The sequence below is a fragment of the Streptomyces caeruleatus genome (genome assembly GCF_001514235.1).
Lineage (GTDB): Bacteria > Actinomycetota > Actinomycetes > Streptomycetales > Streptomycetaceae > Streptomyces > Streptomyces caeruleatus.
The window spans coordinates 841604-863742 of record NZ_KQ948925.1; the positions used below are offsets into that span (position 1 = coordinate 841604).

Sequence of the window (22139 nt, forward strand, 5' to 3'; positions counted from 1 at the left end):
CTACGAACGGCGGCGAGGCTTCCCTCGCCTGGCGCCCTTGGTGCCCTTGCCGCCGCCGGAACCACCGGAGCCGCCGCGCTGAGTGCGGGCCGCTCCCGACTGGCGCCGGGGGCTGCCGCCTCCGGCGTCCGGGCGCTTGCGTTTGGGCTGGTCCTTCGCGGCCGGGGTCTCGGACGTGGTGCGGCCGCGGGTGCTGTTGACCGTGCGGCCCCGGACGATGCCGATGAAGTCCTCCACCCGGTCGGTGGTCGCGTCCTCCGGCCAGGACAGGGCGACGCTCGACTGCGGGGCGTCCACGAGCGGCCGGTAGGTGAGGTCCTTGCGGTGGTGGAGACGGGCCAGCGACTGGGGCACGACGAGCAGGCCGACGTTCGCCGCGACGAGCTCGACGGCGTCCGCGGTGGTGGCGGGGCGCTCGAAGGCGGGCTGTCCCGGTGGCCGCTCCCAGTCGAGGACGTCGTCCAGGGGGTGGAAGACGACCTCGTCGGCCAGGTCCTCGGCGCTCACCTCGTCGACCGCCGCGATGACGTGGTCCTTGGGGACGACGACGACCGTGGCCTCGGTGTAGAGGGGGATGGCGCTGAAGACCGTACGGTCGACCGGCAGCCGTACGATCCCGGCGTCCGCGGCACCCTCACGGAGCGTGTCCGGCGCCTCGGCGGCGGTCACCTGGTGGAGGGTGAGGGGGACGTCCGGGAAACGCTCGTTCCAGATCCGCACCCACTTCGAGGGGGTCACTCCCGGGACGTACGCGAGCCTGAACGAGGGGGGTGCTTCCGAGCCTGTCACCTGGCCAGGTTACCGGCCGTGGTCGGCGGCGGTTCACTCAGTCGATACCCTGGGGACCATGACGTCGCACCAAAGCACCCAGACCATGAAGCCCGCGACCGCGGCGAAGAAGCTGGGTGTGTACCTCGAAGCCACCCCCGCCGAGTTCCGGGAGGGCGTGGTCACGCGCGCGGAACTGAACGCGCTCCAGGCCGACCCGCCGGAGTGGCTGCGTGACCTGCGACGCGACGGCCCGCATCCCCGCCCGGTCGTCGCCCAGAAGCTGGGCGTCTCCATCGCCGGGCTGGCCCGCGGCGGTGTCACCGAGGCTCTCACCACCGAGCAGATCGAGGCCCTGAAGCAGGAGCAGCCCGAGTGGCTGACGAAGGAGCGCGCGACCCAGGCCGAGGTCCGCAAGGAGGCGGCCCGCCTCAGGCAGCGCGACGCGGACCGGGCGGCAGAGGGCTCCTGACCTGCCTTTCGCCATCGCCGGGGAGGGCGGGCCGACACCCTGCGGGTGACCTGCGCGGCCCGCGCCGGACGCGAAAATCCGCATGCGCCCGATCGCCCCGCTCTGGGACCATCCCTGCATGGTCCACCCTCTCGAACCCCTGGTCATCCGGCATGCCCACCGCCTCCCCTCCCCCACGGGACCCGCCGGGGAAGGCGACGTCGCGGCGCGGCAGTTCGACGCCGCGCTCATGTCGGTGGGCTTCAAGCTGTCGGCCGAGCTGCTGGCCCGGCTGTCGGGGCTGTCCGAGGGCACGGTGGTGGACACCGCCGTACGGACGCTGGACACCGTGCGCGCGATGGTCGGCGACCATGTGCGGCACAACGTGTACTTCATCGACTTCCCGGCCCATGTGCCGGACACGTACGACTTCTGGATGGACTGCATCGCCGGGGCGCTCGCCGACGACGCGACCCGGGCGAGCACGCTGGAGCAGCTGAGCGAGGGTGTGGTGAACCTGCTCACCCTGCCGTCGTACGGCCGCTACCAGCACACGTACACGGAGATGCTCGGCCACCACGACGAGCTGATCGCCGCGGCCGGTGACCGGATGACCGTGCTGCACCTCGGCACTGACGCGCAGACCGAAGTCACCGCCCTGTACCTGGCGTTGGCGGGCAGCGGCACGCCGCTGGGCGAGGACGGTCTTCGGGACCTCGAGGTACTCGCCGAGGTGTGCGTGGACGGACCGCAGCCCGAGCGGATCCCGGTGCGGGAGAGCCGTGCCGTGATCAACCGGGCCCGGCTGCGGGCCGGTTCCCAGCCGCTGCTGGACACGGTGACCGATGTGCTGCGGCTGGCCTGCGCGCTGTCGGGCGGTGACGTGACGCTGGTGGAGGCGACGCGGTTCCGGGGGCTGTCCCGGCCGGTGCGCCGGGCTCTGCTGGCAGGGCTCGACACGGTGGTCGCGGCGGCCCCGGCCAAGCTCGCGGACGTCCACGCGCACCGTGAGGACTTCAAGCGGCTGGGCGAGCGGCTGCACCCGCACGAGTACCCGCAGTGGCCGCACGCCGCCGACGTGTTCGCGGTCGCGCGCGGTGAGAAGCGGGCCCGTTCCTTCGACAGCCAGGTGGAGGAGCTGCTCGCCACGGACGACGTCATCGGCGCGGTGACCCTGCTCAAGTCGGCGCCGGGCAAGCTGTTCCGCGCGCTGGACCGGCTGCTGCGGACGGCGTCCCTGCAGGAGGAGCGGGACGCGGTCGTGGCCGCCGCCGTGGATGTCGCTCCTCGGGTCGCCGGGCGGGTCGTGCTGTCGGTGCGTGAGCATCTGCACAACCGGGCGGAGACGTCCCGTGCGCGCCGGGTGTTCATCAACCGGCTCGGCCGGGCCTGGGTCACCGGGGACGCCCGGCCGCCCGTGCCGCACAGCTCGCGGGAACGCCTGATAGGCGCGCTCGACGCGGAGCTGCGGCGCCGGCTGCCGGCCCCCGGGCATCTGCTGATCGACCCGGACGTCCTCGACGTCGCGCTGCCGCTCAGTGGCAGGGCGACCGCGGCCGGGCTCGGGGTGCTGCCGCGCGGCTCGGTGTCGCCGGTCGACGGCGAGCTGCTGCGCTTCTTCGTGTACTGGAAGCAGAAGCAGTGGACCACCGACTACGACCTGTCGGCGCTGGTGCTGGACGCCGAGTACCGGCCCGCCTTCTGGCTGTCGTACACCAACCTCAGCGAGCTGGAGGGACAGCACTCGGGCGACGTCACGGAAGCGCCGGACGGGGCCTCGGAGTTCATCGACCTGCGGCTGGACGCGGTCCGCAGCACCTTCATCGTGCCGCAGGTCAACCTCTACTCCGGGGAGGGCTTCGAGGAGGTCGAGGAGTCGTTCTTCGGGTTCATGCTGCGCGACGGCGAGCAGCGGGGGCGTCCGTTCGAGCCGCGTACGGTGCGGATGAAGTCGGAGCTGCGCGGTCCCGGCCGGGTGGCGCTGCCGCTGGCGTTCCAGCGCGGGCGGGACGGGCGTTGGCGTGCCAAGTGGCTGCACCTGTACCTCAAGGGCAATCCGTCGTTCAACCGGGTCGAGGGCAACCGGGTGTCGGTGGCGATGCTGCTGCGCGGCATCGTGGAGCGGGAGCAGCTGACGGTGCGCTATCTGACGGGCCTGATGGACGCTGCGGCGACCACCCTCTGGGACGGCGAGAAGGTCCCGGACGGCCCGGTCACGTACATCGGTCTCCGGCGGCCCGAGGGACTGCACCCGGACTCGCGGATCGTGACCCCCGAAAATATGCGCGACCTGATCCCGGAGTGACTGGTAGCGTGAGCCGTGGCGAGGCCATGAAGGGGGCTTCCTTCTCACCGCCGCGAGAGCGGCTTTCCTGAAATTAGTCCCCTCGCTCTCCTCGCCACCCCACTCTTCTCGACGGCTCAGCTGTCGTAGTCGACCGTGAGTGTCTCCGACACCGGGTACGACTGGCAGGTCAGCACATAGCCCGCCTCGACCTCGGCCGGTTCCAGGGCGAAGTTGCGGCGCATGTCCGCCTTGCCGTCGGTGACCAGGGCACGGCAGGTGCCGCAGACGCCGCCCTTGCAGGCGAACGGCAGGTCGGGGCGGGTCTGTTGGGCGCCGTCCAGGATCGTGCGCTCCCTCGGCAGGGCGGCCGCGGTGGAGCGGCCGTCGAGGGTGATGGTGACCTGGCTGACGGGTCCCTGCGGACCGGCCTCCTCGTGGTGCACCTCCCGGACGGGCTCGTCGTCGGCGAAGAACAGCTCCTGGTGCACCCGCTCCGCCGGAACCCCGAGCCCCTCCAACACGCCCTGCGCGTCGCGGACCATGCCGTGCGGCCCGCACAGCCACCAGTGGTCGGCGGCTCTCACGTCGACCAGCGCGTCGATGAGCGTCGCGAGCCGGTCGGCGTCGATACGGCCGGAGAGCACCTCGGCCTCGCGGGGTTCCCGGGACAGCACGTGCGCGAGCTGGAACCGGGTCGGGTAGAGGTCCTTCAGGTCCGCGAGCTCGTCGGCGAACATCACGGTGCCGGTACGGCGGTTGCCGTAGAAGAGAGTGACGGTCGAGCGGGCGTCGGCGGCCAGGACGGACTCGGCGATGGACATCATCGGCGTGATGCCGGAGCCGGCCGCGATCAGCACATGGTGGGCCTCGGCGCCGAGGTCGGGTGTGAAGGCACCGGTCGGGGCCATCACCTCGACGGTGTCCCCGGGGCGTACGTCATGGACGAGCCACGACGAGAACAGACCCCCCGGCACGACCCGCACACCGATCCGCGGACTCGACCCGACCGGCGAACAGATCGAGTACGACCGCCGCTCGTCCCGCCCGTCGATCTCGCGCCGCAACGTCAACGACTGACCGGGCTCGAACGCGAACTCCGCGGCCAACTCCGCCGGGATGTCGAAGGCGACGGCGACCGCGTCCGCGCACAGGGGCGTCACGGCGGCGACGCGCAGGAGGTGGAAGGCCGGACGGCGGCGGGCGCGCGGGCGTACCGACGCTGCCGTCTGTGCTTCCTTCAGGCCTTCCATTCAGATCTCCTTGACGTACTCGAACGGCTCGCGGCAGGCGCGGCAGCGCCACAGGGACTTGCAGGCCGTGGCGGCGAAGCGGGAGGTCTCCTCGGTGTCCGCCGAGCCGCAGCGCGGGCAGGCGACCGCGTGCCGGGTGGCGGACAGCAGGAGCGGGACGGGGCCGTCGTGCGGTGCGGCGGGGCCGGGCGGGGCGATGCCGTGCTCGGTGAGCTTGCGGCGGCCGGCCGGGGTGATCCAGTCGCTGGTCCACGGCGGGTCGAGGACCGTGCGGATCTCCACGCGCGCGTACCCCGCGGCACGCAGCCGTGCCGCCACGTCCGCCCGCATCTCCGCCATCGCCGGGCAGCCCGAGTAGGTCGGTGTCAGGCTCGCGACCACCGTGCCGTCCCCGGTCAGTTCGACGTCGCGCAGGACACCCAGGTCGGCCAGGGTGAGCATGGGCAGCTCGGGGTCCGGCACCTGCTCGGCGATGTGCCGCGCGCGCCGGGCGTCGGGGAGGGTCGTCACCATGTCGCCTCCGGGTGGGCCCGGGCCACGCCCTGCAACTCGGCCAGCAGCGGGGCGAGATGCTCGGTGTGCTCGCCGTCGCGGCCGGAGCCGGGCAGCGGGCGGTAGACGGGCATGGGCAGTCCGGCGGCCCGGGTGACCTGGCGCAGGACCGCGACGACCTCGTCCCGTACGTCGAAGGCGGTGAACAACTCCCCCACGTAGGGCGCCACTTGTTCCAGGGCCCTGCGGGTCCGGCGGTGGGACTCCTCCGTGCCGTCGCCGAGACGCACCGTCCACTCCGCCGCGTACTGCCGGTGGTAGGCCAGCTCCTTGACGCCCTTCGCGGCGATGGCGGCGAGCACGGGGTCCGGGTGGGACGCCAGCCGCTCGAAGTGGGCGAGGCGCCAGCTGGAGAGCAGCAGGAGCCGCACGATCGAGAACGCGAAGTCGCCGCCCGGCACTTCGGCCAGGCGTACGTTGCGGAAGTCGCCGGCGTCGCGGAAGTAGGCGTAGGCGTCCTCGTCGCGACCGGTGCCGTCGGCCTGGCCGGCGCGGGAGTAGAGCAGACGGGCCTGGCCGAGGAGGTCGAGACCGATGTTGGCCAGCGCCACCTCCTCCTCCAGCTCGGGCGCGCGGGTGATCCACTCGGCGAGGCGCTGGGCCGAGACGAGGGCGTCGTCGGCCAACGCGACGCAGACGGAGGCCAGTTCACCGGCGTCGACGCCGTCGGGCACGGTGGTGTCCACACCGTGCAGCGGGTCCTCGAAGCCGGTGCCGTAGGCCCAGCGGGCGTCGTCCTCGTGTCCCTCGGCGAGGGTCAGGTAGACGTGGTCGTCACTCATGCCCTCTCCTTCAGATGTGCGGGACGTCGTCGGGGATGTCGTAGAACGTCGGGTGGCGGTAGACCTTGTCGGCGCTGGGCGCGAAGAACGGGTCCTTCTCGTCGCGGGTCGAGGCGGCGATGTGCTCGGAGCGCACCACCCAGATGGACACGCCCTCGTTGCGCCGCGTGTACAGGTCGCGCGCGTGGGTGAGCGCCATCCGGTCGTCGGCGGCGTGCAGCGAGCCCACGTGGACGTGGTTGAGTCCGCGCTTGCCGCGCACGAACACCTCGTACAGCGGCCAGTCCCGCTTCTCCGACGGCGTCCCGGACGGCGTCCCGGACGGCTTCTCGGCGGTCATGCCACCGCTCCCTTCGCCGCGCGGGCGGCCTGCTTGGCCGCGTGGGCGGTGGCCGCCTCCCGCACCCAGGCGCCCTCCTCGTGGGCGCTTCTGCGCCGCTGCATCCGCTGGTCGTTGCACGGCCCGTCGCCCTTGATGACCCGCATCAGCTCGTCCCAGTCGGGGGTGCCGAAGTCGTGGTGACCGCGCTCGGCGTTCCAGCGCAGCTCCGGGTCGGGCAGGGTGACGCCGAGCTTCTCGGCCTGCGGGACGGTCATGTCGACGAAGCGCTGACGCAGTTCGTCGTTGCTGTGCCGCTTGATCTTCCAGGCCATCGACTGCGCGGAGTTGGGCGAGGAGTCGTCGGGCGGGCCGAACATCATCAGCGACGGCCACCACCAGCGGTTCACGGCGTCCTGCACCATCTCGCGCTGGGCCTCGGTGCCGCGCATCATCGTCATCAGCAGCTCGTACCCCTGCCGCTGGTGGAAGGACTCCTCCTTGCAGATCCGCACCATCGCGCGCGCGTACGGCCCGTAGGAGCTGCGGCACAGCGGCACCTGGTTGCAGATCGCGGCGCCGTCCACGAACCAGCCGATCACTCCGACGTCGGCGAAGCTCACGGTCGGGTAGTTGAAGATCGACGAGTACTTCTGGCGGCCCTCGACGAGCCGGTTCGTCAGCTCCGCGCGGTCGGTGCCCAGGGTCTCGGCCGCCGAGTACAGGTACAGCCCGTGTCCGGCCTCGTCCTGCACCTTCGCGAAGAGGATCGCCTTGCGCCGCAGGGAGGGCGCCTTGGTGATCCACTCCCCCTCCGGCTGCATGCCGATGATCTCCGAGTGGGCGTGCTGCGCGATCTGGCGGACCAGCGTCCTGCGGTAGCCGTCCGGCATCCAGTCCCGCGGCTCGATCCGCTGGTCACGCGCGATCGTCGCGTCGAAGTGCTCCTGGAGTCCCCCCAGCGGGGGCGCCTCGGCGGCGTGTGATGTCGTCATCGATACCAGCTTCCCCAACCGACCATTCGTTCGGTACCAGTGTGACTGGTTTCGCCTGGCGGAGCAAGACCCTTCGCCCTCACCAAGAACGGCCCAGGACACCCCCGTGGGGTACCTGGGCCGTCCGGCTCGTCCGAGCCTCACCGTCACACGTCGGGCACCCTCAGCTTGTCCCAGCTGACCTTGCCGGGGATGCCGTCGGCGTCCTTGCCCTTGAAACCGAGCTTCTGCTGCCAGGCGGCGTAGGAGCGGCGGTCGGCCTCGGTCCACTCCGGGCTCGGGCCCTCCTCGTAGCGGCCGCACCCCTCGGCGACCAGACGGCGGCCCATGGCCGTGATGATCGGCGACTTCCGGCCGACCTGGAAGAAGCCGCTGCCGGGGAACGGCACGTACTTCGGCTTGGGCGCTGGCTTCGGGTCGGGGGTGGTGCCGCCGCCCCCGCCCCCTCCCTTCAGCCGCTGCGCTATGCGCCCCCGCATCCCGTCCATCGTGAAGCCGCGCGGGTCGGTCTTGCCCGGCTGCCACTCCTTGTGGCCGATGACCGAGCGCTCGCTCCAGCCGTGGTGCCGGCAGATCGCGGCGGAGACCTTCTCGATGGCCTCCTTCTGCGCCTCGGGCCAGGGGTCCTTGCCGTCGCCGAGGTTGATGCACTCGAAGCCGTAGAAGCGCGCGTTGCCGTCGGTGTCGGCCTCGTTGTCGTGCGGCAGCTTCGACTCGTTGATCACGGCGCGCAGGACGTCGCTGTCGCCGAGTCCGGCGTGGTTGGCACGGCCGTTGCCGACGAGATGGATCTCGCCCTTCTTGTCGATGACACCGTGGCACAGCGGTCCCGGCAGGCCGGAGTAGCCGTTGTAGCAGATGTTCACCGAGGCCTCGGTGCCCTTGGTGACGGTGTGGTGGATCATCACGCCGTTCACCGGGCCCCAGGCGCCCTTGCTGTTGCGGTTGTGGGTGCGCCAGCTGCGCACCTCGTGGACCGTGAGACCCTCCGCGCGGAGGATCTCCACCATCTTGGACGCGCTCAGGGGCTTGGCCATCACTCGTCTCCTTCCGCCGCCGCCTCCGCGTCCGCGGTGGTCTGCGACCTCCCGCCGGACGGGTCCTCCGCCAGCTGCTCCTCGCGGCGCGCCTGCTCCTCCGCCGCGAGGGCCGCCTCGTCGGCGGCCGGGATGCTGCTGGCCAGCGGGTTGAAGGCGAGGCGCAGGTCGACGGTGCCGCCCTCGCCCTTGACCAGGGCGAGCGGCGCGAAACCGCGCACGATGCCGGAGGGCCCCTGGAGCAGCGGACGCCGGGCGGCGTCCGTGGGCCACTCGACGCGGCCGGTGGCGGTGCGGGCGGGGATGATCCAGTGGTCGCCGGTGCGGTACGTGGCGCCCTTGGCGAAGTACACCTCGACGCCGTCCTCCAGCGGCAGCCACTCCCCCTCCGCGACCGGAATCGCGCCACCCTTCAGCGCGGTCGTACGGCCCTTGCGCTTCGGTCCGCCGTGGTGGTCCCAGCGGCGCAGGAACGGGTTGAGGTGGGGCAGCCGGCCGACGGACTGGTCGGGCTCGGCGCTGAGGCGGACGCGGCGGCCGGGCAGGTCCAGTTCCTCGACCCGGAGCAGGGGCAGGGGCTCCAGGCGGGAGGCGTACGCGGTGTCGACGAGCTCCACGTGGTCGCCGACGTCCAGGTCCAGCTTGTGGTCGTGGCCGAGGGAGGCCAACTGCACCCAGGTGCCGTCGAGTTCGTCGACCGGGAAGACCACGGAGCCGTTCTCGCGGGACCACTTGAAGGTGGCGTCCTTCACCTCGCCGCCCGCGTGCACCTCGACGCGGTACAGCTGGTTCTCCGGGCCGCGGTAGCGGGCGTCCGGCCTGACCAGGCAGGGGTCCTCGTCAGCGTGGTCGGGCCGCTCGCTGCGGGCGGCCAGCCGTGCGGTGGGCGCGGACTGCTTCTGCGCCCACTTGTCGAAGGCGGCGCGGACGACCTCCTTGGACGGGTCGGTCTCCTCGATGTCCAGCGCGGCCAGCGACAGCGGCAACACCTGCCAGACGACCTTCACCCGGGCCGCCGTGTCGGGCATCGCGGCGCCGAGGGCGACCTCGCGCAGTGCCGGGTCCTCGGCGGCTGAGACGGCGCGCTCCCACACGTTCAGGTAGACCACGAACGGCGACGTGGCGGGCGAGGGCAGCCGGTCGCCGGGCTTCTCCGGGTCACGGAAGCCGTCGGGCTGGTCCCAGTAGGTCCAGTACGCGGGCGGGGCTGCGGTGTCCTCGGCCTGCTCGTCGGCGACGTCGTCCGGGACGGGCACGCCGGGCGCCGGACGGGTCGCGTCAACCAGGATGCCGTCGACGTAGTAGCGGCCGCCGCGGATGTGCAGCGTGTCGATGTCGTGCTTGCCGCCGACGTAGTCGATCTTGAAGCCCGCGGCGTCGCGCGGCCCGCCGTGCCGGCCGATCAGGTCGGCGGCGAGGGTGCGGGCCTGGTGGAGCTGGATCGCGGTCTGCTCGTTGATGTCGGCGTCAAGCTGAACACGCCCCTGCTGGGCGACGACCGCCGAGTAGTGCCGTTCCGGGCGGAACGTGAGGCGGGAGAGGTCAGCGTGCATGAAGGGGGTCCCCCTGGTTCAGGAAAGTGCGGGCAGGGCTTACGGCGGCGGCGCTCACGTCGCGACTCATGGCCGGCATCACGTCACGTAGAAGATCCCGGCGTCCGTGCCCGCCGGGGTGTACTCCGCGAGCCGCGCCCGGAGGCCGTCCTCGCGCTGCGGCCGGTACAGGTCGTGGAAGGCGCCCATCTCGGCGCCGTCGTCCGAGCCGCGCCGGATCTCCTCGGCGCACCGGTCGGCGAGCAGCCCGTACCAGGGCGTCCCGTACCGCTCGGAGGTGAACAACGGCCGTACGCGACCGGCCTGTTCGGGCCCCGCCAGGTCGGGCTGGCAGCGGTACCGGCGCGGGGTGCGCGATCCGGCCGGAACGTAGGAGTACCGCAGGCAGCCGATGCCGCGCCGGGCCACGTGCAGCCGGCCGGTGAAGACCGAGTTCTCGGCGATCTGCACGGCGTGCGTGTGGATCTCGCCGATCACGGTGGTGCGGTGCACGTGCAGTACGGCGTGCGCGTGCCGGCAGTCCGGCGCGGACAGGGCCTCGCGGTCGCTGCCGGTGGCGTCGAGGATGCTGTCGCGCAGGTGGATGTCGAGGGGTTCCTCGCTCACCTCGTCGCCGATGACCTCGATGGTGCCGAGGACGCTGTGCTCGATCTGGAGGCACGCGGTGGTGCGTTCCAGGACGATGCTGGGCTCCTCCGGCGAGTGCGGATCGCACTCGGGCTCCAGCGACCAGCCGGGGACGAGCGTGGAGTGCCGGACGACGACGGCGCCCATCGGCCCGGTGACGTTGATGCCGCGTCCGGCGACGAGCAGCCCGTCGAGGACGATGCGCGGACGCTCGTGCGGGGCGCAGTCCTCGGACACGGCACGGATGTTGAGGGCGTCCGGGCGGTTGCTGTACCAGTCGAGCAGGCGTATCACCGGCCGGGTGCCCTCGGCGGCCCGGACTTCGAGGCGGTCGCCGGGGTCGAGGTCGAAGTCCAGCTGCTCCTGGTAGGCGCCGCTGTGGGTGATCTCGATGACGCCTGCGGGGCCGGTCCGGTCGGCCCGGCGGTCGTGCTGCCAGGCCCGGTAGGCGTCCATGATCTGGCGGTACGGCTGCCCGGGGCCGACCCGGTACACCTCGGCGTCCGGCCGCGGCTCGCGGTCGAGCCGGTCGTACTCGCCGCCGCCCATGTCCGCGGCGAACGCGTGGTGGTAGTCCACCCACACGCCCTTCCGGGGCGCCGACCGCGACCCGAACGCGATCCGACCCAACTCCGGGTCGACGGCGACCTGGCCGCGCTTGGGTCGGTAGCGCCAGTCCGACAGGTCGGCGACCACGATGTCCGACGGCGGGACGGGCTGGTCCTCGCCGTCGCGCCGGATGACGAGGCTCTTGCCGGGGCCGTAGTAGTCGGCGAGCCGGTCGTGGAGCTGGCGGCGGGTGACGAAGGCCGGGACGTTGTCGATGGTCGCGATGTGGGTGGGCGACGGCTCCGGGAACGGCTTGGTGACCAGCGGGGTGTCGTTGCCGAGGATCGAGAAGGTGTAGAGGTTGCGGGCGCGGTCGATGCAGTAGGCCGGGGACCGGGTGAGCGAGTGCGCCTTCAGCCGCCAGACGAAGAGCGCGACCCCGGCCGGAGTCCAACCACCCTGACGGTGCCGGGAGTTGGCGCGGCGGACGTCGACCGTGCGGGCCGTGGCGCCGAAGGGGCCGCCCGCGAGGTCGAGGGCGGAGTTGTCACGCAGGTCCACCAGCCGGCCGCGCTCGCCCATGGGGGTCCCCCCGCGCGAGCGAAGCCGAGCGTGGGGGAGGACGCCTCGGTCGCCGTACAGCTTCACGGGCTGGGTGTGGGCGACCTGCCGGGACAGCTCGACGGCGCGGGCGGGCCAGCCGGTGACCTGGTCGGAGAGTTCCTCCAGGAGGTGGAGGGTGCCCTTGCGGCGGCGGTTGGCCACGGTGGCGGCGACGTCGGCGCGGGGGGCGACGGCCTCGGCGAGGGCGGCGCGGCCTCCCTCGTGCAGGCCGGTCGTCAGGACCCGCTCGTAGCCGGGCAGGGTGCGATAGCCGACCAGGTCGCCCAGGTACGGCAGCACCCAGGGCGCCGCCGTCTCCACGAACAGGTCCTCATAGCCCTGCTGGACGCCGTCACGCACCCGGTCGAGCTGCTCGGCGATCACCGCGAGCAGCGCGCGCAGCTGTTCGCCCTCCTCGGCGTCGCGCAGCAGGTGCCAGCGGGGCAGCAGCGCGGCGAGTCCGTCCGGCTCCCTGGACGCGGTCGCCGGGGTCGCGGTGTCGAACTGGACATCCGCCGGGTTCGCAGACATCACTTGACCTCCGTCAGAATCAGGGTGTCCGCGGCCCTCGGCGACAGCATCGCGAGCTGGGCCGGGCGGATACCGCGGAAGACGAACACCGAACGGCCCTTGGGCAGGCGCCGGGTGTCGGTGATGTCGGGGTTGAGGCGCAGGAGTTCGGCGAGCGGCACGCCGTACCTGGCGCAGATCCCGGACAGCGTCTCGCCGTCCGCGGCCCGCACCGTGTGGACCTTCTCGTCGTACGTCGCCTCGTGCGCCGCGACCGACGCCCTGGGCGGGCCCGGGTCACCGAGGATGCCGGTGAGCTCCTCGGATGTGGCGGACGCGGGGACGCCGGTGAAGACGTCGACGTCCACGTAGTCGACACCGGGCACCGAATGGGCGGTGGCGAGGACGTCCGAGAGCCGGACCGGACGCCCCAACTCCCTTCCCTCGTAGCCGAGTCGGGCGAGCAGCGCCTGACGCAGCCGGGGTTCGACGAACTCCCAGGCGTGGTCCTCGGCCACCTTCACCCTGGCCGCGACGAGCAGCAGGACCAGCTCGCGCACGTCCACCCGGACGGGGAGATTGAGGTCCCCGTACTCGGTCAGCGCGCCGCGCAGGGCCCGGAGGGTGTCGGAGTCGCCGTCGATCGGCACGTCGTCCGTGCCCGCGACCGTCACGTGCAGCACACGGCGCCGGCCGTCGAAGAGCTCGCGGGCCGCGGCCCGTCCGATGCCGGCGCGGGAGCGGGCGAAGTCCTCGTAGTCGGACGCGGAGACCAGACGGTCGAGCGCCGACACGGCGAGCGGGATCGTACGGCGGGTCAGACCGGGGCCGTCCGCGTCCGCGCCGCCCTTCGCCGGGCGCGGGTTGGTCACCTGCGTGACGCCGAGCGGCCGGGTGAGCGGCTGGGTGACGCGGTCGGCTGCGACGTTGGCGGCCTTGCCGGTGCCGAAGCGGTACCGGACCCGGACGTTCTCGTGGCCGGACGGCAGCCGGGCGCCGTTCACGCCGTCGCCGAAGGTCACCGTCGTACGGCCGTCGGCGGTGGAGCCGGTGATGTAGACCCGCTCGACGGGGCCGCGGCCGGCGAGGCTGTCGACCTCGTGCCACAGGACGCCGTCGACCCGGACCTCCAGCACCGGTGTGGCGCCGAGGGGATTGTCGTCGGCGAGCCAGGTCAGGGGGGACTGCCAGAGCGCGAACGTCTGGTTCGTACGGTCCGAGTCACCGCTGCCGATGGCCTCCTCGCGGCTCTCGCCGTGGGTGGCCTCGACGACGTTGCCCAGGATCCGGACCGTCTCGCGCCGGTAGCGGTGGGCGAGGTCGGAGGTCAGGGTGAGCCTGGTGTGGACGTGGTCGCCGGGCAGCCGCGGGTCGGCGGCCGCGTCGGCGGCGGCGACGGTGACGACCTCGGTGGCCAGCACGCCCGCCGTGCCGGGGATGTCGCTGCGTTCGCCGGTGACGACGAGCGTACGGCCGGCGCGCAACCCGTCGTACAGCTGGGCGAGTTCGATCTCGTTGCCGTGCACGTCCTCGCCGAGCGGTTCGTCGGCCAGGCGCAGCGGTTCGCCGGCCGCGTGGACGGTGGTGTCCCGGATGTGCGAGAGCAGGACGTCGAACTCGTCCAACCACGGTTCGGCGAGGGTGAGTTCGGTGCCTCGCCCGGTGATGCCGTAGTTGGTGTACGCCGCCGTACGCGCCGACACGACCTGCGTGGTGACGAACGCCAGCTTGGCGTCGCCCGGGATGCCGTCCTGGGCGCCCTTGGCGGGACGCTGGATCGCGACCCAGCTGCCGACCGTGATGCCGGTGTGGACCGTGTCCAGCTGCAGGACACGGCGGTTGAGCGGCTCGGGCTTGCTGGCGATCACTACCTCGACGTTGGGCTCGGTGGTGCCCACCGTGTACTTGAGGCTCACCTCGTACTCGCCGTGGGTGAACTGCTCGCTCGTGTTCGGCCGCAGGGCGATCTGCTCGGACGTCCCGTTGTGGACGCCGACGTGGACCAGGCCCTCGTCGTCCGGCCGGGACACGAAGAGCGTCCGCTCGGGCAGACCGGAGTGCAGGCGGGCCGTGACGCCGGGCTCCTGGGAGTCGGCGGGGCGACGGTTGAGCCAGTTCAGGTCACGGTCCTGACCGGAACGCACCGACAGCTCGACCTGCCCCGTGCCGAGCGGGAAGGTCAGCGGCTGGGCGACCGGCAGGTTCTCGGCACGCTGGTCGGAGCTGCTCCCCTCGACGTACTGGAACTCGGCCCGGACGGGGCTCCTGCCCGACGTGTCGTACACGACCCGCATGCTCGCGAGCACCGCCCCGGTGAGCGGCCAGTCGGCGGTACGGATGACCCGCCCGCGGTCGTCCTGGACCGGCTTCAGCGGGGCCGTGGCGCCGAAGGGGGCGGCGGTGACCCGCATGGCGAGCAGTTCGCGGAGGAGCTGTGGGGCGCCGGGCGCGGCGGCTTTGCGCCATGCCGGGTAGAGGGTGCCGAGGGAGGGGTTGAGGGCGGAGAGCAGGCGGGCGGTGTCGGTGCCGGGTCGCTGAGAGCCGGTGCCGGCACGCGGGCCGGGGGCCGAGGTGCGCAGGGCGGGGACCGAAGTGCGCAGGGCGGGAAGTACAGCGCCGAGGGCTTCGAGAGCAGCGGTGCGCGCATCACCGCTTCTTGGGGGCGCGGGGCTGTATCGATCTGCGGCTCCGCCGCGGGGCGCGACCAGCCCCAACGGCGCCGCAGCCGACCGACCACCCCCCGCGGCGGCACTCTCTGTCTGCGCAGGCGCCAACTCCAGTGCTCGCTCGGCGAGTTCGGCCAGCACCGCCTCAAGCTGCTCAAACCACGCCGCAACCTCCTCATACGGCTCAGCCAGCACCTGTGCCTCCCCGAGCCTCGCCACCGGCTCCGCAAGCCGGGCCGCCAGCCGCTCGGGCGTCTTGATGCCGTCCAGGTCCTCCCGCAGGGGCGCCAGCACCTGGTCCTCGAAATCCTCGATCAGCCGGCTGACGGGCCGAGGGTTCGGCACCTCGGGCGTGGGCGGCTCATCCCCCGGCTCCCCCGGAGCGGCCGGCGCGGCGGTCCAGCGCCGCACCTCGTCCACCAGTTCCTTCAGCGTCGGCGGCGCGGACTTCGGCAACGAGATCGCCGTGATCTCGTCCTCCCGGTCGACCCGCGCCTTCGCGACCGGCAGCAACTTGCGTTCGCCGCCCGCCTGTTCACCGAAGACGAAGAGCAACTGGTCGCCGGTCTGGAGCGAGTTCGCCGTGCCCTCGACGAACAGCTCCGAGCGACGCTCCAGGTCCGCGGGGGTGACGAGGGAGGGACGCCGGCGGCGTACCTTCAGCTCGTTCCAGTCCCAGCGGGCCGTCAGGTCACGGCTGGTCTCGAAGGTGAGGGACTGCTCGTCCGCGGACGCGGGCACGCTGTGGCTGCGGGCACCGCGTGGAATGGTGACCGGCAGCGCCTCCGCGCGCGGGTCGCGTTCCAGCGTGTACGCCAGATGCGTGGCGGCGGCGACGCCGGGACGCGGGCGGTGGCCGACGAGACGGCCGAGCAGGACCAGGGAACGGTGCTCGTTGGCCGTACGGATGTAGGCCTCGTCGGCGATGCGCTCGGAGTGGAAGGTGAGCAGGTCGCCGAGGACGGCGGTGGCGTCGAGGAGGCCGATCGCCGGGTCGTCCGGGGTGCGCACGGTCAGTCCGTCGAGAGCCGGGTACGCGGGTGAGGCGAGGCGGTCGAGGAGGGCGGCCCGGAAGGAGCCGTACTCGCCGACGCGGTAGTCGAGAGCCGTGCGGCCGGGCGGGTTGTGCACGGGGGCCGGCGCGAGTCGCTCGTCGTGGCCGCCGCGGCAGGCGCCGCCGCAGGCGCAGTCGTCGATCGTCGAGTCCGTCGTCACCGGGCACCTCCCAGGGAAACCGCCAGCCGGCCGTTCTCCGGCCGGTCCGGGTCGTTGTCGCAGGTGGCGATCTCCAGCGGGCCGAGCCGCAGCACGCCGTCCTCCCTCTCTCCTCGGTCCGGCTCGAACATCCGTTGCAGCCGGGTGACTTGGACGCTCTCGACGCCGGGCACGGCTGCCGCGACGGCGACAAGGCGGCTGAGCCGTACCGGTTCGCCGAAGGTCAGCGCGTCCGGGTGGAAGAAGCCGAGGCGTCCGCCCGGGAGGCGGCCGTTGCCCAGGACGCGGTACAGCTCGGCCAGGATCTGCCCGTGCTGGTGGCCCGGCTCGGCGCACACGGTCAGCGCGACGTCCAGCGGGACGAGGCGCGCGGCGCCGACCACGAGGTCGTGGCCGATGCGCCGGTACGACTCCAGCGACTGGGCGACCGAGGTCAGCAGCTCGGCCGACGGGGCGCCGGCGCCGTACGCGTCGATCGCGACATGCGCCTCCTGGACGCTGCCGGTCCAGCGCAGCTCCGCCGCCGCCCGCTGGACGCCGGGCAGGGCGGTGGCGAGGGCCGCGTAGTCGTCGGCGGTGACGGCGCGCAGCCGGGTGCGGCGCAGGTCGAGCGGCGCCAACTGGCGTACCTGCTCGACGGGTTCGGGCGACGTGCCGCCTACGGCCGGGAGCGGGTTGCGGACCACGGCGACGGGCGGCGGCTCGCAGTCGGCCTGGACGACGAGGTGGTTGATGGCCTCCGCGCCTACGTTGCCAGCCGTGCCGCCGCCGAGACGGTAGTGCAGGGCGAGACGGGACCCGGGGGTCGGCTTCGCCCCGTGCCGTCCGTCGCCGAAGCGCAGCGCGAGCCGGCCGTCGTCCTCCAGTTCGCCGACGAAGTGCCGGTCGCGGGGACCGCTGTCGAGCAGGTCGCGGCGCGGCTCCCAGACGGACGTCTCGCCCTCGTCGACGCGTACGGCGGGCAGGGCGCGCCGCGGGTCCTGGGCCAGGGCGTCGGTCGCGGAGCCGCGCAGCACCGGCTCCTCGGGGTGCAGTCCGGTGGCGTAGGCGGGGCCCCAGCTGTGCGCGATCTCCCAGGCGATGTGCCCGTCGAGTACGGTGCCGGCGCGGGCGCGTGCCGTGAGGACCTCGACGCGGCGCAGTTTGGCGTCGAGCAACTCGTCGTTGCGGTGCAGGAGTTCGCGCAGGGCGCGGACGGGGTGACGGTGGAGTTCGATGTGCTCCAGGATCCTCAGGCCGTAGATCACGGTGAGTTCGGCGATCTCCTGCTCGGAGAGGCCGTCCCGGTCGCGGGCGCTGCGCCACAGTTCGACGAGTCGCTGCCGGACGCGTCCCGGGATCGCGGCGATCCGCTCGGCCTGCCCGGCGGCGACGGTGGCCGGCTCGGGGAACGGCACCGTCTGCGCGACGGGCGCGCGGCCCAGGAGGGGACGGAAGCGGGGCTGGATCCCGGGGTAGACGGACTGGGCGAGCAGGGTGCGCAGGGCCGCGGCCTGGGCGTACGCCGTTCCGGGCACGACGCGTTCGTGGCGCTGGCCGGCGCGTTCGAGACCGAGTCCGGCGCGGTTGGTGGCCGCCTCGCCGACGACCTCGAAGAGTTCGCGGATGTCGTCGGGGGTGAGGGACTCGCCGGATTCCGCGCGGTCCGTGAGGGCGTTGATGAGCCGGGCGGGGGCGTTGCCCTCGTCGCGGTCGTGGCAGCCGAAGGCGGGAGGGTCGCAGGGGGCGGCCTCGGCGGGGACCTGCGGGACGGTGCACGTCTCGGGCAGCCCGTGCAGGGTACGGCCGTGGTCGACGAGGACGACGTTGCCGCGGGCGAGGGTGACGTCCTCGACGGGGAGGCAGTCGCGGCCGCCGCGGGTGGTGAGGCAGAGCGGGAAACGCAGGGCGTCCGCGGCGGCCCAGGTGACCTCCAGGACCGGCTGGTCCTCGATGCGGTCCACGGCCGGGGTGACGGAGGTCAGGCGGACGGCCTGGCGGTGGCCGGGGTCGGCGTCGCCGGGGGTGCCGGTGCGCGGGCCCTTGACCTCCTCCAGGACGAGCACGTCGCCGGGCTGCAGGTCGAGCCGGCGGTCCCGGCAGGTCTCCGGGTCGACCCACGCGTCGCGCAGGGTGGCGGAGGTGGCGCCCTTCGGCAGGGTGCACACCTCGCCGCCCCAGCTCCACAGGCGGATCGCGTTGTGGGCGACGCGCAGCTGAAGCGGGTCGGCGGTGACGACCGGTTCGAAGACCTCCACCGAGCCGCGTTCGTCGAGGTCGCCGAGGTCGGCCTCGTCGATGACGGTGCCGGGCTCGGGGCGGTCGTGCGGGTCGAGGGTGCGGACGTCGACGGAGGCGAAGCGGTACGTGCCGGGCGCCAGGGTGTGGTCACCGGCGGTCTCGACGGCGACGTACGCGCGCGCCGCGCACCCGTCGTGCATCGCGTAGTCGATCAGCCGCACGTGCCGCCGTACGGACACTCGGCGGCGGGCGGTGTCGAGGTAGGCCTCGGTGGCCACCGCGTCCTGCTGGTAGCTGATCTGGTCACCGGTGTACGCGAGCAGTTCGACGAGGGTCACGCCCAGGTCGGCGGGGTTGCGCTCGACCCAGTCGGGGGTGGTGAGCGCGAGCCGGTCCAGGAGCAGCTTGCGGATGGTGTCGTAGTCACGGGCGGTGTAGTCGACGACGGGCGCGGCGGGGAAGCCCGGCTGCTCGGGCTCGCCCTCCTTGCAGTCGAAGGGGGTCGGGCAGTCGGGCCGGAAGGCTAAGGTGGCGCTGTGGTAGCGCTGGTCGAAGCCGCGGAAGGGCTCGCTGCCCGGACGGCCGTACGGGTCCGTCTCGACGAGGGAGAGCCGGTAGCGCGAGGTGTCGCCGGCCCGGTCGAGGGTGACGTAGAGCCGGTCGTCGAGCTCGGGGTCCTCCTCGCGCTCCACGCTGACGTCCACGGCGGTGATGCCGGTGATGCGGCGGCCGCCGTCGATGCGAACGTTCTCGGGGCCCAGGCCGTGCGGGGCCTTGCCGAGGAAGGTGACGGTGAGGAGGAGCCCGTCGTCCCCGACCTCCACGGCGTCGACACCGCCCAGCTGGGCGGCGCGGACCTTGGCCCGGCGGGAGGTGGCGGTCGTGCCGGTCATGCCGTGGCCCTCCCTTCGAAGACGTCGTCGCGTCGGGCGCCGTCGGCGCGGACGACGTACGACAGGTACACGCGGACGACGTTGTCCTCGCTGACCACGTCGAGGGCCTCCACGTCGATGAGGTCGCCGAGCCAGCGCTGCAGCGAGGCCTGTACGGAGAGTTCGAGGGTGCTGATCAGCTCGGGGCTGGTCGGGGCGAAGACCAGGTCGAGGAGTCCGCAGCCGAAGTCGGGCCGCATCACGCGCTCGCCGGGGCTGGTGAACAGCAGCTGCTCGATGAGGTCGTGGACGTGCTCGCCGTGCCTGGCGTGCGCGGTACGGCCGCGGCGGTCCGCGCGGAAGGGGAAGGCGAGGTCGGAACGGGGCCTGGTTGCCCGGCTGGTGGGGCTCATCGGACGGTGACCTTTCGCTGCGCGGCCTGGACGACGGGCGGCCCCTGCGGCACGAAGGCCGCGGTGAAGCACTCGGCCGCGGAGGTGTCGAGCAGCACGGGCGCGCCGTCGACGGTGATACCGGAGCCGACGGCGGTCCAGCGGACCGTCACGCACGGCGAGGGCACGCCGTTCACGGTGTGCGGGCAGCCGGTGACCACATAGCTGTGTGCGGCTGTGGCGACGGCGGCGCCCGCGAGGCGTACGCCGCCGGAGGGTGTGGTGGCGGGCGCGACGCGGCCGCCGTGCGGGCAGCCGATCACGGTGTGAGCGTCGAGCAGGCTCCCGGATGTCCCGGACACGTTCTTCCTTCCCCCGTTCCTATCGCTTGGACGCGATGGTCAACTGGCCCTCGTTCACGTCCACTTGGTTTCCGCGCAGGATGACCTCCGCGCCGAGGCCGTTGGAGATCACGATGGCTTCCTTGGTGATGCGGATGAACGCCCCGCCCTGGGCCTGCAGCAGAATCCCCTGATCGGGGCCCGCCGGGTCGCTCATCACGATCTTGTGCGCCTCGGGTGTCTGCACCACGACGGGCTTGGCCTGCGACGCCGGCTGCACGAGACGGCGGGCATCGGGCGGCAACTCGCCCTGCTCCCCGTACCAGCATCCCGTCCACACCGGAAAGCTGGGATCACCCTGCTCGAACTCGACCCACACACCGGCCCCCGGCGCCGGCACCACGAACTGGCCCGCCTGCGGCCCCGTGAACGGCAGGCAGGGCAGCGCCCAGGTCGACGGCTCGTCACCCAGGACGTCGGGTACCTCGACGGTGATCCGGCCGATGTGCAGCGGATCGTTGTTGTCCACGACTCGGCCGCGGAACTTGCCGAGGTAGCGATTGCTGGGTGCCGCCATGGTGGGGTTGCTCCTGGTTGATGAGTCGTGGGGCGGGTCGGTGGGGTTACGGGTACGTCAGGGCCGGACGTAGTCGCTGCGCGCTTCCAAGCCCTCCCTGGAGAGCGTGAAGTTCTGCTGGAACGAGCCCGGACGCAGGACGTGCGTCACGGACTTGACGAAGTAGTCGCCGTCGTACGCCCGTCCCGAGCCGCGTACGCCGACGAGCTGGCGGGGCTGGAGGATGTAGCCGTGCCGGTTGACGTCGAGTGATCCGGAGCCGGAGACGACGTCGGCGGACACGGCGGCGCGGGCGAGGAGCTCGGCCTCGGCCTGCTCGCGCTGGTGCTTGGCAGTGCCGGAGAGCGTCCGGCGCTTCAGGGCCGGAGTGGGCCGCTTGCCGAGGGGTGGGCGCAGCGGGCTGATGGACGGCTGCGGGAGCAGGTCCGACTGCCGGGTCTCGGGGTTCTGCCAGCGGGCCTGCGGCTCCTCGCGGGCGGTGCCGTCGTAGGCGAACGTCAGCTGGTCGACGGTGGAGTTGGCGTCCATGTTGACGTTGAGGGCGTGCTGGCGGATGCCGAGACGGACCTCCGGGCCCCAACGGGCCGAGGACTGGCCGGGGTTGGGGCCGGGCTCCAGGTAGAAGGTGTATCCGTTCGCCCGGGCCAGCTCGTTGACGTACTGCAGGTCGGTGCTCGTCTGGTAGTGCACGCGGAGGTCCTGGTGGGGAGGCTGGGCCACCTTCTCCTGGTAGACGTCGGGACGGATGCCGTAGTCGGAGTAGCGCCGGAGGATGGCGAGGACGCGCTCGGAGGGCGGGAGGTTCGGGTAGCGGGCGGTGCGCTCCTCCAGGTCCATGAGCAGCGTCAGGTCCTCGCCGGTGACGGTGAGGGTGGAGTGGCCGGGCTGGTTGCTGGCGCCGACCTCGTGGCGGACGATCAGGCCGTCGAAGAGCACTTCGGGGGTGCCGCGGACGGTGACGGTCACGATGAACCGGGTCTTCGGGTCGAAGAAGCCCTCGGGCAGGAGGGTGCGGCTGATGAGCCCGTTCTTGGTGAGGTCGAAGGCGAGCTGGAAACCGCTGCGCTCGCCGGCGGTGGCGGTGATCTGCGCGGAGAGCAGCGCCTCGGCGACCTCCGCGGGGACGGGCTTGGCCAGCTTCGGCCCCATGTGCAGGGTGATGTGTACGGGGCCGCGCCCCACTGGCAGTTCAGCCATGCCGGACTCCCTGCGGACCCTGCCGGAAGTGCCCGGCGAGCGGCACTTCGACCTCGCGACCGGGCTCGTCGGTGAGCTCCTGGGGATCCAGCACCGGGTTGGCGTCGGCGATCTGCCACCACTGGCCGGGGTCGCCGAAGTAGCGCTGCCCGAGCAGGTCGGGGCGCTCTCCGGTGCGGACGGTGTGCGTCTGCGTGTCGTCGTCTGTCTCCTCCAGCGGAGGGAGCAACCGTCGTTTGGCGTACCGGACTTCGGTCCCGTCCGGCAGCCGGTGCACGCCGATCTCGGCATCGTGGTACCGACTCGTCCGGGGGTACGGGTGGGCCCCCGGTATCACGTCAAGCGCGTTTTCGTACGGCTCGATGTCAGCCATGGT

18 protein-coding genes are annotated in these 22139 nt (G+C 72.5%); 2 read left to right on the forward strand and 16 right to left on the reverse strand.

From position 1 onward, the window contains the following. A complete protein-coding gene (locus tag AQJ67_RS08530; RefSeq protein ID WP_062717425.1) occupies positions 1–789 on the reverse strand; it encodes a LysR family substrate-binding domain-containing protein in 789 nt (262 codons plus the stop codon). Between the two features lie 58 nt (positions 790–847). Between AQJ67_RS08530 and AQJ67_RS08535 the strand changes: the two genes are divergently transcribed. Together AQJ67_RS08535 and AQJ67_RS08540 are read left to right on the forward strand one after the other, a co-directional pair. Further along, positions 848–1240: a DUF5997 family protein gene (locus AQJ67_RS08535; RefSeq protein ID WP_062717426.1), complete on the forward strand. Its 393-nt coding sequence runs from the start codon at positions 848–850 to the stop codon at positions 1238–1240. A 118-nt stretch (positions 1241–1358) separates the two neighbouring features. Then, the gene (locus AQJ67_RS08540) at positions 1359–3524 is read left to right on the forward strand and encodes a TerD family protein (RefSeq protein WP_062717535.1); all 2166 of its coding nucleotides are present in this window, start codon (positions 1359–1361) and stop codon (positions 3522–3524) included. A 116-nt stretch (positions 3525–3640) separates the two neighbouring features. Here AQJ67_RS08540 and paaE read toward each other — a convergent pair whose 3' ends face one another. The 15 genes from paaE to AQJ67_RS08615 all read right to left on the reverse strand — a co-directional run bounded on the left by paaE (position 3641) and on the right by AQJ67_RS08615 (position 22136). Then, positions 3641–4756: a 1,2-phenylacetyl-CoA epoxidase subunit PaaE gene (gene paaE, locus AQJ67_RS08545; protein WP_062717427.1), complete on the reverse strand. Its 1116-nt coding sequence runs from the start codon at positions 4754–4756 to the stop codon at positions 3641–3643. After that, entirely contained in the window at positions 4757–5269 is a 513-nt protein-coding gene (gene paaD, locus AQJ67_RS08550) for a 1,2-phenylacetyl-CoA epoxidase subunit PaaD (RefSeq protein ID WP_062717428.1), read from the reverse strand. It abuts the gene before it with no gap. After that, positions 5263–6090: a 1,2-phenylacetyl-CoA epoxidase subunit PaaC gene (paaC, locus tag AQJ67_RS08555; protein WP_062717429.1), complete on the reverse strand. Its 828-nt coding sequence runs from the start codon at positions 6088–6090 to the stop codon at positions 5263–5265. Before paaC ends, paaD begins: the two co-directional genes overlap by 7 nt. Before the next feature lie 10 nt (positions 6091–6100). Beyond that, positions 6101–6430, reverse strand: coding sequence for a 1,2-phenylacetyl-CoA epoxidase subunit PaaB (gene paaB, locus AQJ67_RS08560; protein WP_062717430.1), 330 nt, complete (start codon positions 6428–6430; stop codon positions 6101–6103). Then, positions 6427–7404 carry a 1,2-phenylacetyl-CoA epoxidase subunit PaaA gene (paaA, locus tag AQJ67_RS08565; RefSeq protein ID WP_062717431.1) on the reverse strand — a complete coding sequence of 326 codons (978 nt, stop codon included), beginning with the start codon at positions 7402–7404 and terminating at the stop codon, positions 6427–6429. The genes paaB and paaA overlap by 4 nt, the downstream gene beginning before the upstream one ends. Positions 7405–7550: 146 nt before the next feature. Then, the gene (locus tag AQJ67_RS08570; RefSeq protein ID WP_062717432.1) at positions 7551–8441 is read right to left on the reverse strand and encodes a peptidoglycan-binding protein; all 891 of its coding nucleotides are present in this window, start codon (positions 8439–8441) and stop codon (positions 7551–7553) included. Next, positions 8441–9994, reverse strand: a complete 1554-nt coding sequence (locus AQJ67_RS08575) for a DUF6519 domain-containing protein (RefSeq protein ID WP_062717433.1) — start codon at positions 9992–9994, stop codon at positions 8441–8443. Before AQJ67_RS08575 ends, AQJ67_RS08570 begins: the two co-directional genes overlap by 1 nt. A 78-nt stretch (positions 9995–10072) precedes the next feature. After that, positions 10073–12304, reverse strand: a complete 2232-nt coding sequence (locus AQJ67_RS08580) for a hypothetical protein (RefSeq protein WP_062717434.1) — start codon at positions 12302–12304, stop codon at positions 10073–10075. Next, positions 12304–16164 (reverse strand): putative baseplate assembly protein, encoded by a 3861-nt coding sequence (locus AQJ67_RS08585; RefSeq protein WP_062717435.1) that lies wholly within the window; start codon positions 16162–16164, stop codon positions 12304–12306. The genes AQJ67_RS08580 and AQJ67_RS08585 overlap by 1 nt, the downstream gene beginning before the upstream one ends. Further along, positions 16161–19277, reverse strand: a complete 3117-nt coding sequence (locus AQJ67_RS08590) for a putative baseplate assembly protein (protein ID WP_062717436.1) — start codon at positions 19275–19277, stop codon at positions 16161–16163. The genes AQJ67_RS08585 and AQJ67_RS08590 overlap by 4 nt, the downstream gene beginning before the upstream one ends. Next, the gene (locus AQJ67_RS08595; RefSeq protein ID WP_048580771.1) at positions 19274–19669 is read right to left on the reverse strand and encodes a GPW/gp25 family protein; all 396 of its coding nucleotides are present in this window, start codon (positions 19667–19669) and stop codon (positions 19274–19276) included. Before AQJ67_RS08595 ends, AQJ67_RS08590 begins: the two co-directional genes overlap by 4 nt. Beyond that, entirely contained in the window at positions 19666–20010 is a 345-nt protein-coding gene (locus AQJ67_RS08600; protein WP_062717437.1) for a hypothetical protein, read from the reverse strand. The genes AQJ67_RS08595 and AQJ67_RS08600 overlap by 4 nt, the downstream gene beginning before the upstream one ends. Before the next feature lie 19 nt (positions 20011–20029). Beyond that, complete coding sequence (locus tag AQJ67_RS08605) at positions 20030–20566, reverse strand: phage baseplate assembly protein V (RefSeq protein ID WP_062717438.1); 537 nt, start codon at positions 20564–20566, stop codon at positions 20030–20032. Positions 20567–20623: 57 nt separating this feature from the next. Next, positions 20624–21763: a hypothetical protein gene (locus tag AQJ67_RS08610; RefSeq protein ID WP_062717439.1), complete on the reverse strand. Its 1140-nt coding sequence runs from the start codon at positions 21761–21763 to the stop codon at positions 20624–20626. Next, entirely contained in the window at positions 21756–22136 is a 381-nt protein-coding gene (locus AQJ67_RS08615; protein WP_062717440.1) for a LysM peptidoglycan-binding domain-containing protein, read from the reverse strand. Before AQJ67_RS08615 ends, AQJ67_RS08610 begins: the two co-directional genes overlap by 8 nt. Positions 22137–22139: the final 3 nt, after the last annotated feature.

What these genes read in the sequence shown, in the direction of transcription:
- paaA (WP_062717431.1), bottom strand. Translation starts at nt 7,404, where the DNA reads ATGACGACATCACACGCCGCCGAGGCGCCCCCGCTGGGGGGACTCCAG.
- AQJ67_RS08580 (WP_062717434.1), bottom strand. Translation starts at nt 12,304, where the DNA reads ATGTCTGCGAACCCGGCGGATGTCCAGTTCGACACCGCGACCCCGGCG.
- AQJ67_RS08575 (WP_062717433.1), bottom strand. Translation starts at nt 9,994, where the DNA reads ATGCACGCTGACCTCTCCCGCCTCACGTTCCGCCCGGAACGGCACTAC.
- paaB (WP_062717430.1), bottom strand. Translation starts at nt 6,430, where the DNA reads ATGACCGCCGAGAAGCCGTCCGGGACGCCGTCCGGGACGCCGTCGGAG.
- AQJ67_RS08590 (WP_062717436.1), bottom strand. Translation starts at nt 19,277, where the DNA reads ATGACCGGCACGACCGCCACCTCCCGCCGGGCCAAGGTCCGCGCCGCC.
- AQJ67_RS08615 (WP_062717440.1), bottom strand. Translation starts at nt 22,136, where the DNA reads ATGGCTGACATCGAGCCGTACGAAAACGCGCTTGACGTGATACCGGGG.
- paaE (WP_062717427.1), bottom strand. Translation starts at nt 4,756, where the DNA reads ATGGAAGGCCTGAAGGAAGCACAGACGGCAGCGTCGGTACGCCCGCGC.
- AQJ67_RS08610 (WP_062717439.1), bottom strand. Translation starts at nt 21,763, where the DNA reads ATGGCTGAACTGCCAGTGGGGCGCGGCCCCGTACACATCACCCTGCAC.
- AQJ67_RS08605 (WP_062717438.1), bottom strand. Translation starts at nt 20,566, where the DNA reads ATGGCGGCACCCAGCAATCGCTACCTCGGCAAGTTCCGCGGCCGAGTC.
- AQJ67_RS08595 (WP_048580771.1), bottom strand. Translation starts at nt 19,669, where the DNA reads ATGAGCCCCACCAGCCGGGCAACCAGGCCCCGTTCCGACCTCGCCTTC.
- paaC (WP_062717429.1), bottom strand. Translation starts at nt 6,090, where the DNA reads ATGAGTGACGACCACGTCTACCTGACCCTCGCCGAGGGACACGAGGAC.
- paaD (WP_062717428.1), bottom strand. Translation starts at nt 5,269, where the DNA reads ATGGTGACGACCCTCCCCGACGCCCGGCGCGCGCGGCACATCGCCGAG.
- AQJ67_RS08535 (WP_062717426.1), top strand. Translation starts at nt 848, where the DNA reads ATGACGTCGCACCAAAGCACCCAGACCATGAAGCCCGCGACCGCGGCG.
- AQJ67_RS08570 (WP_062717432.1), bottom strand. Translation starts at nt 8,441, where the DNA reads ATGGCCAAGCCCCTGAGCGCGTCCAAGATGGTGGAGATCCTCCGCGCG.
- AQJ67_RS08540 (WP_062717535.1), top strand. Translation starts at nt 1,359, where the DNA reads ATGGTCCACCCTCTCGAACCCCTGGTCATCCGGCATGCCCACCGCCTC.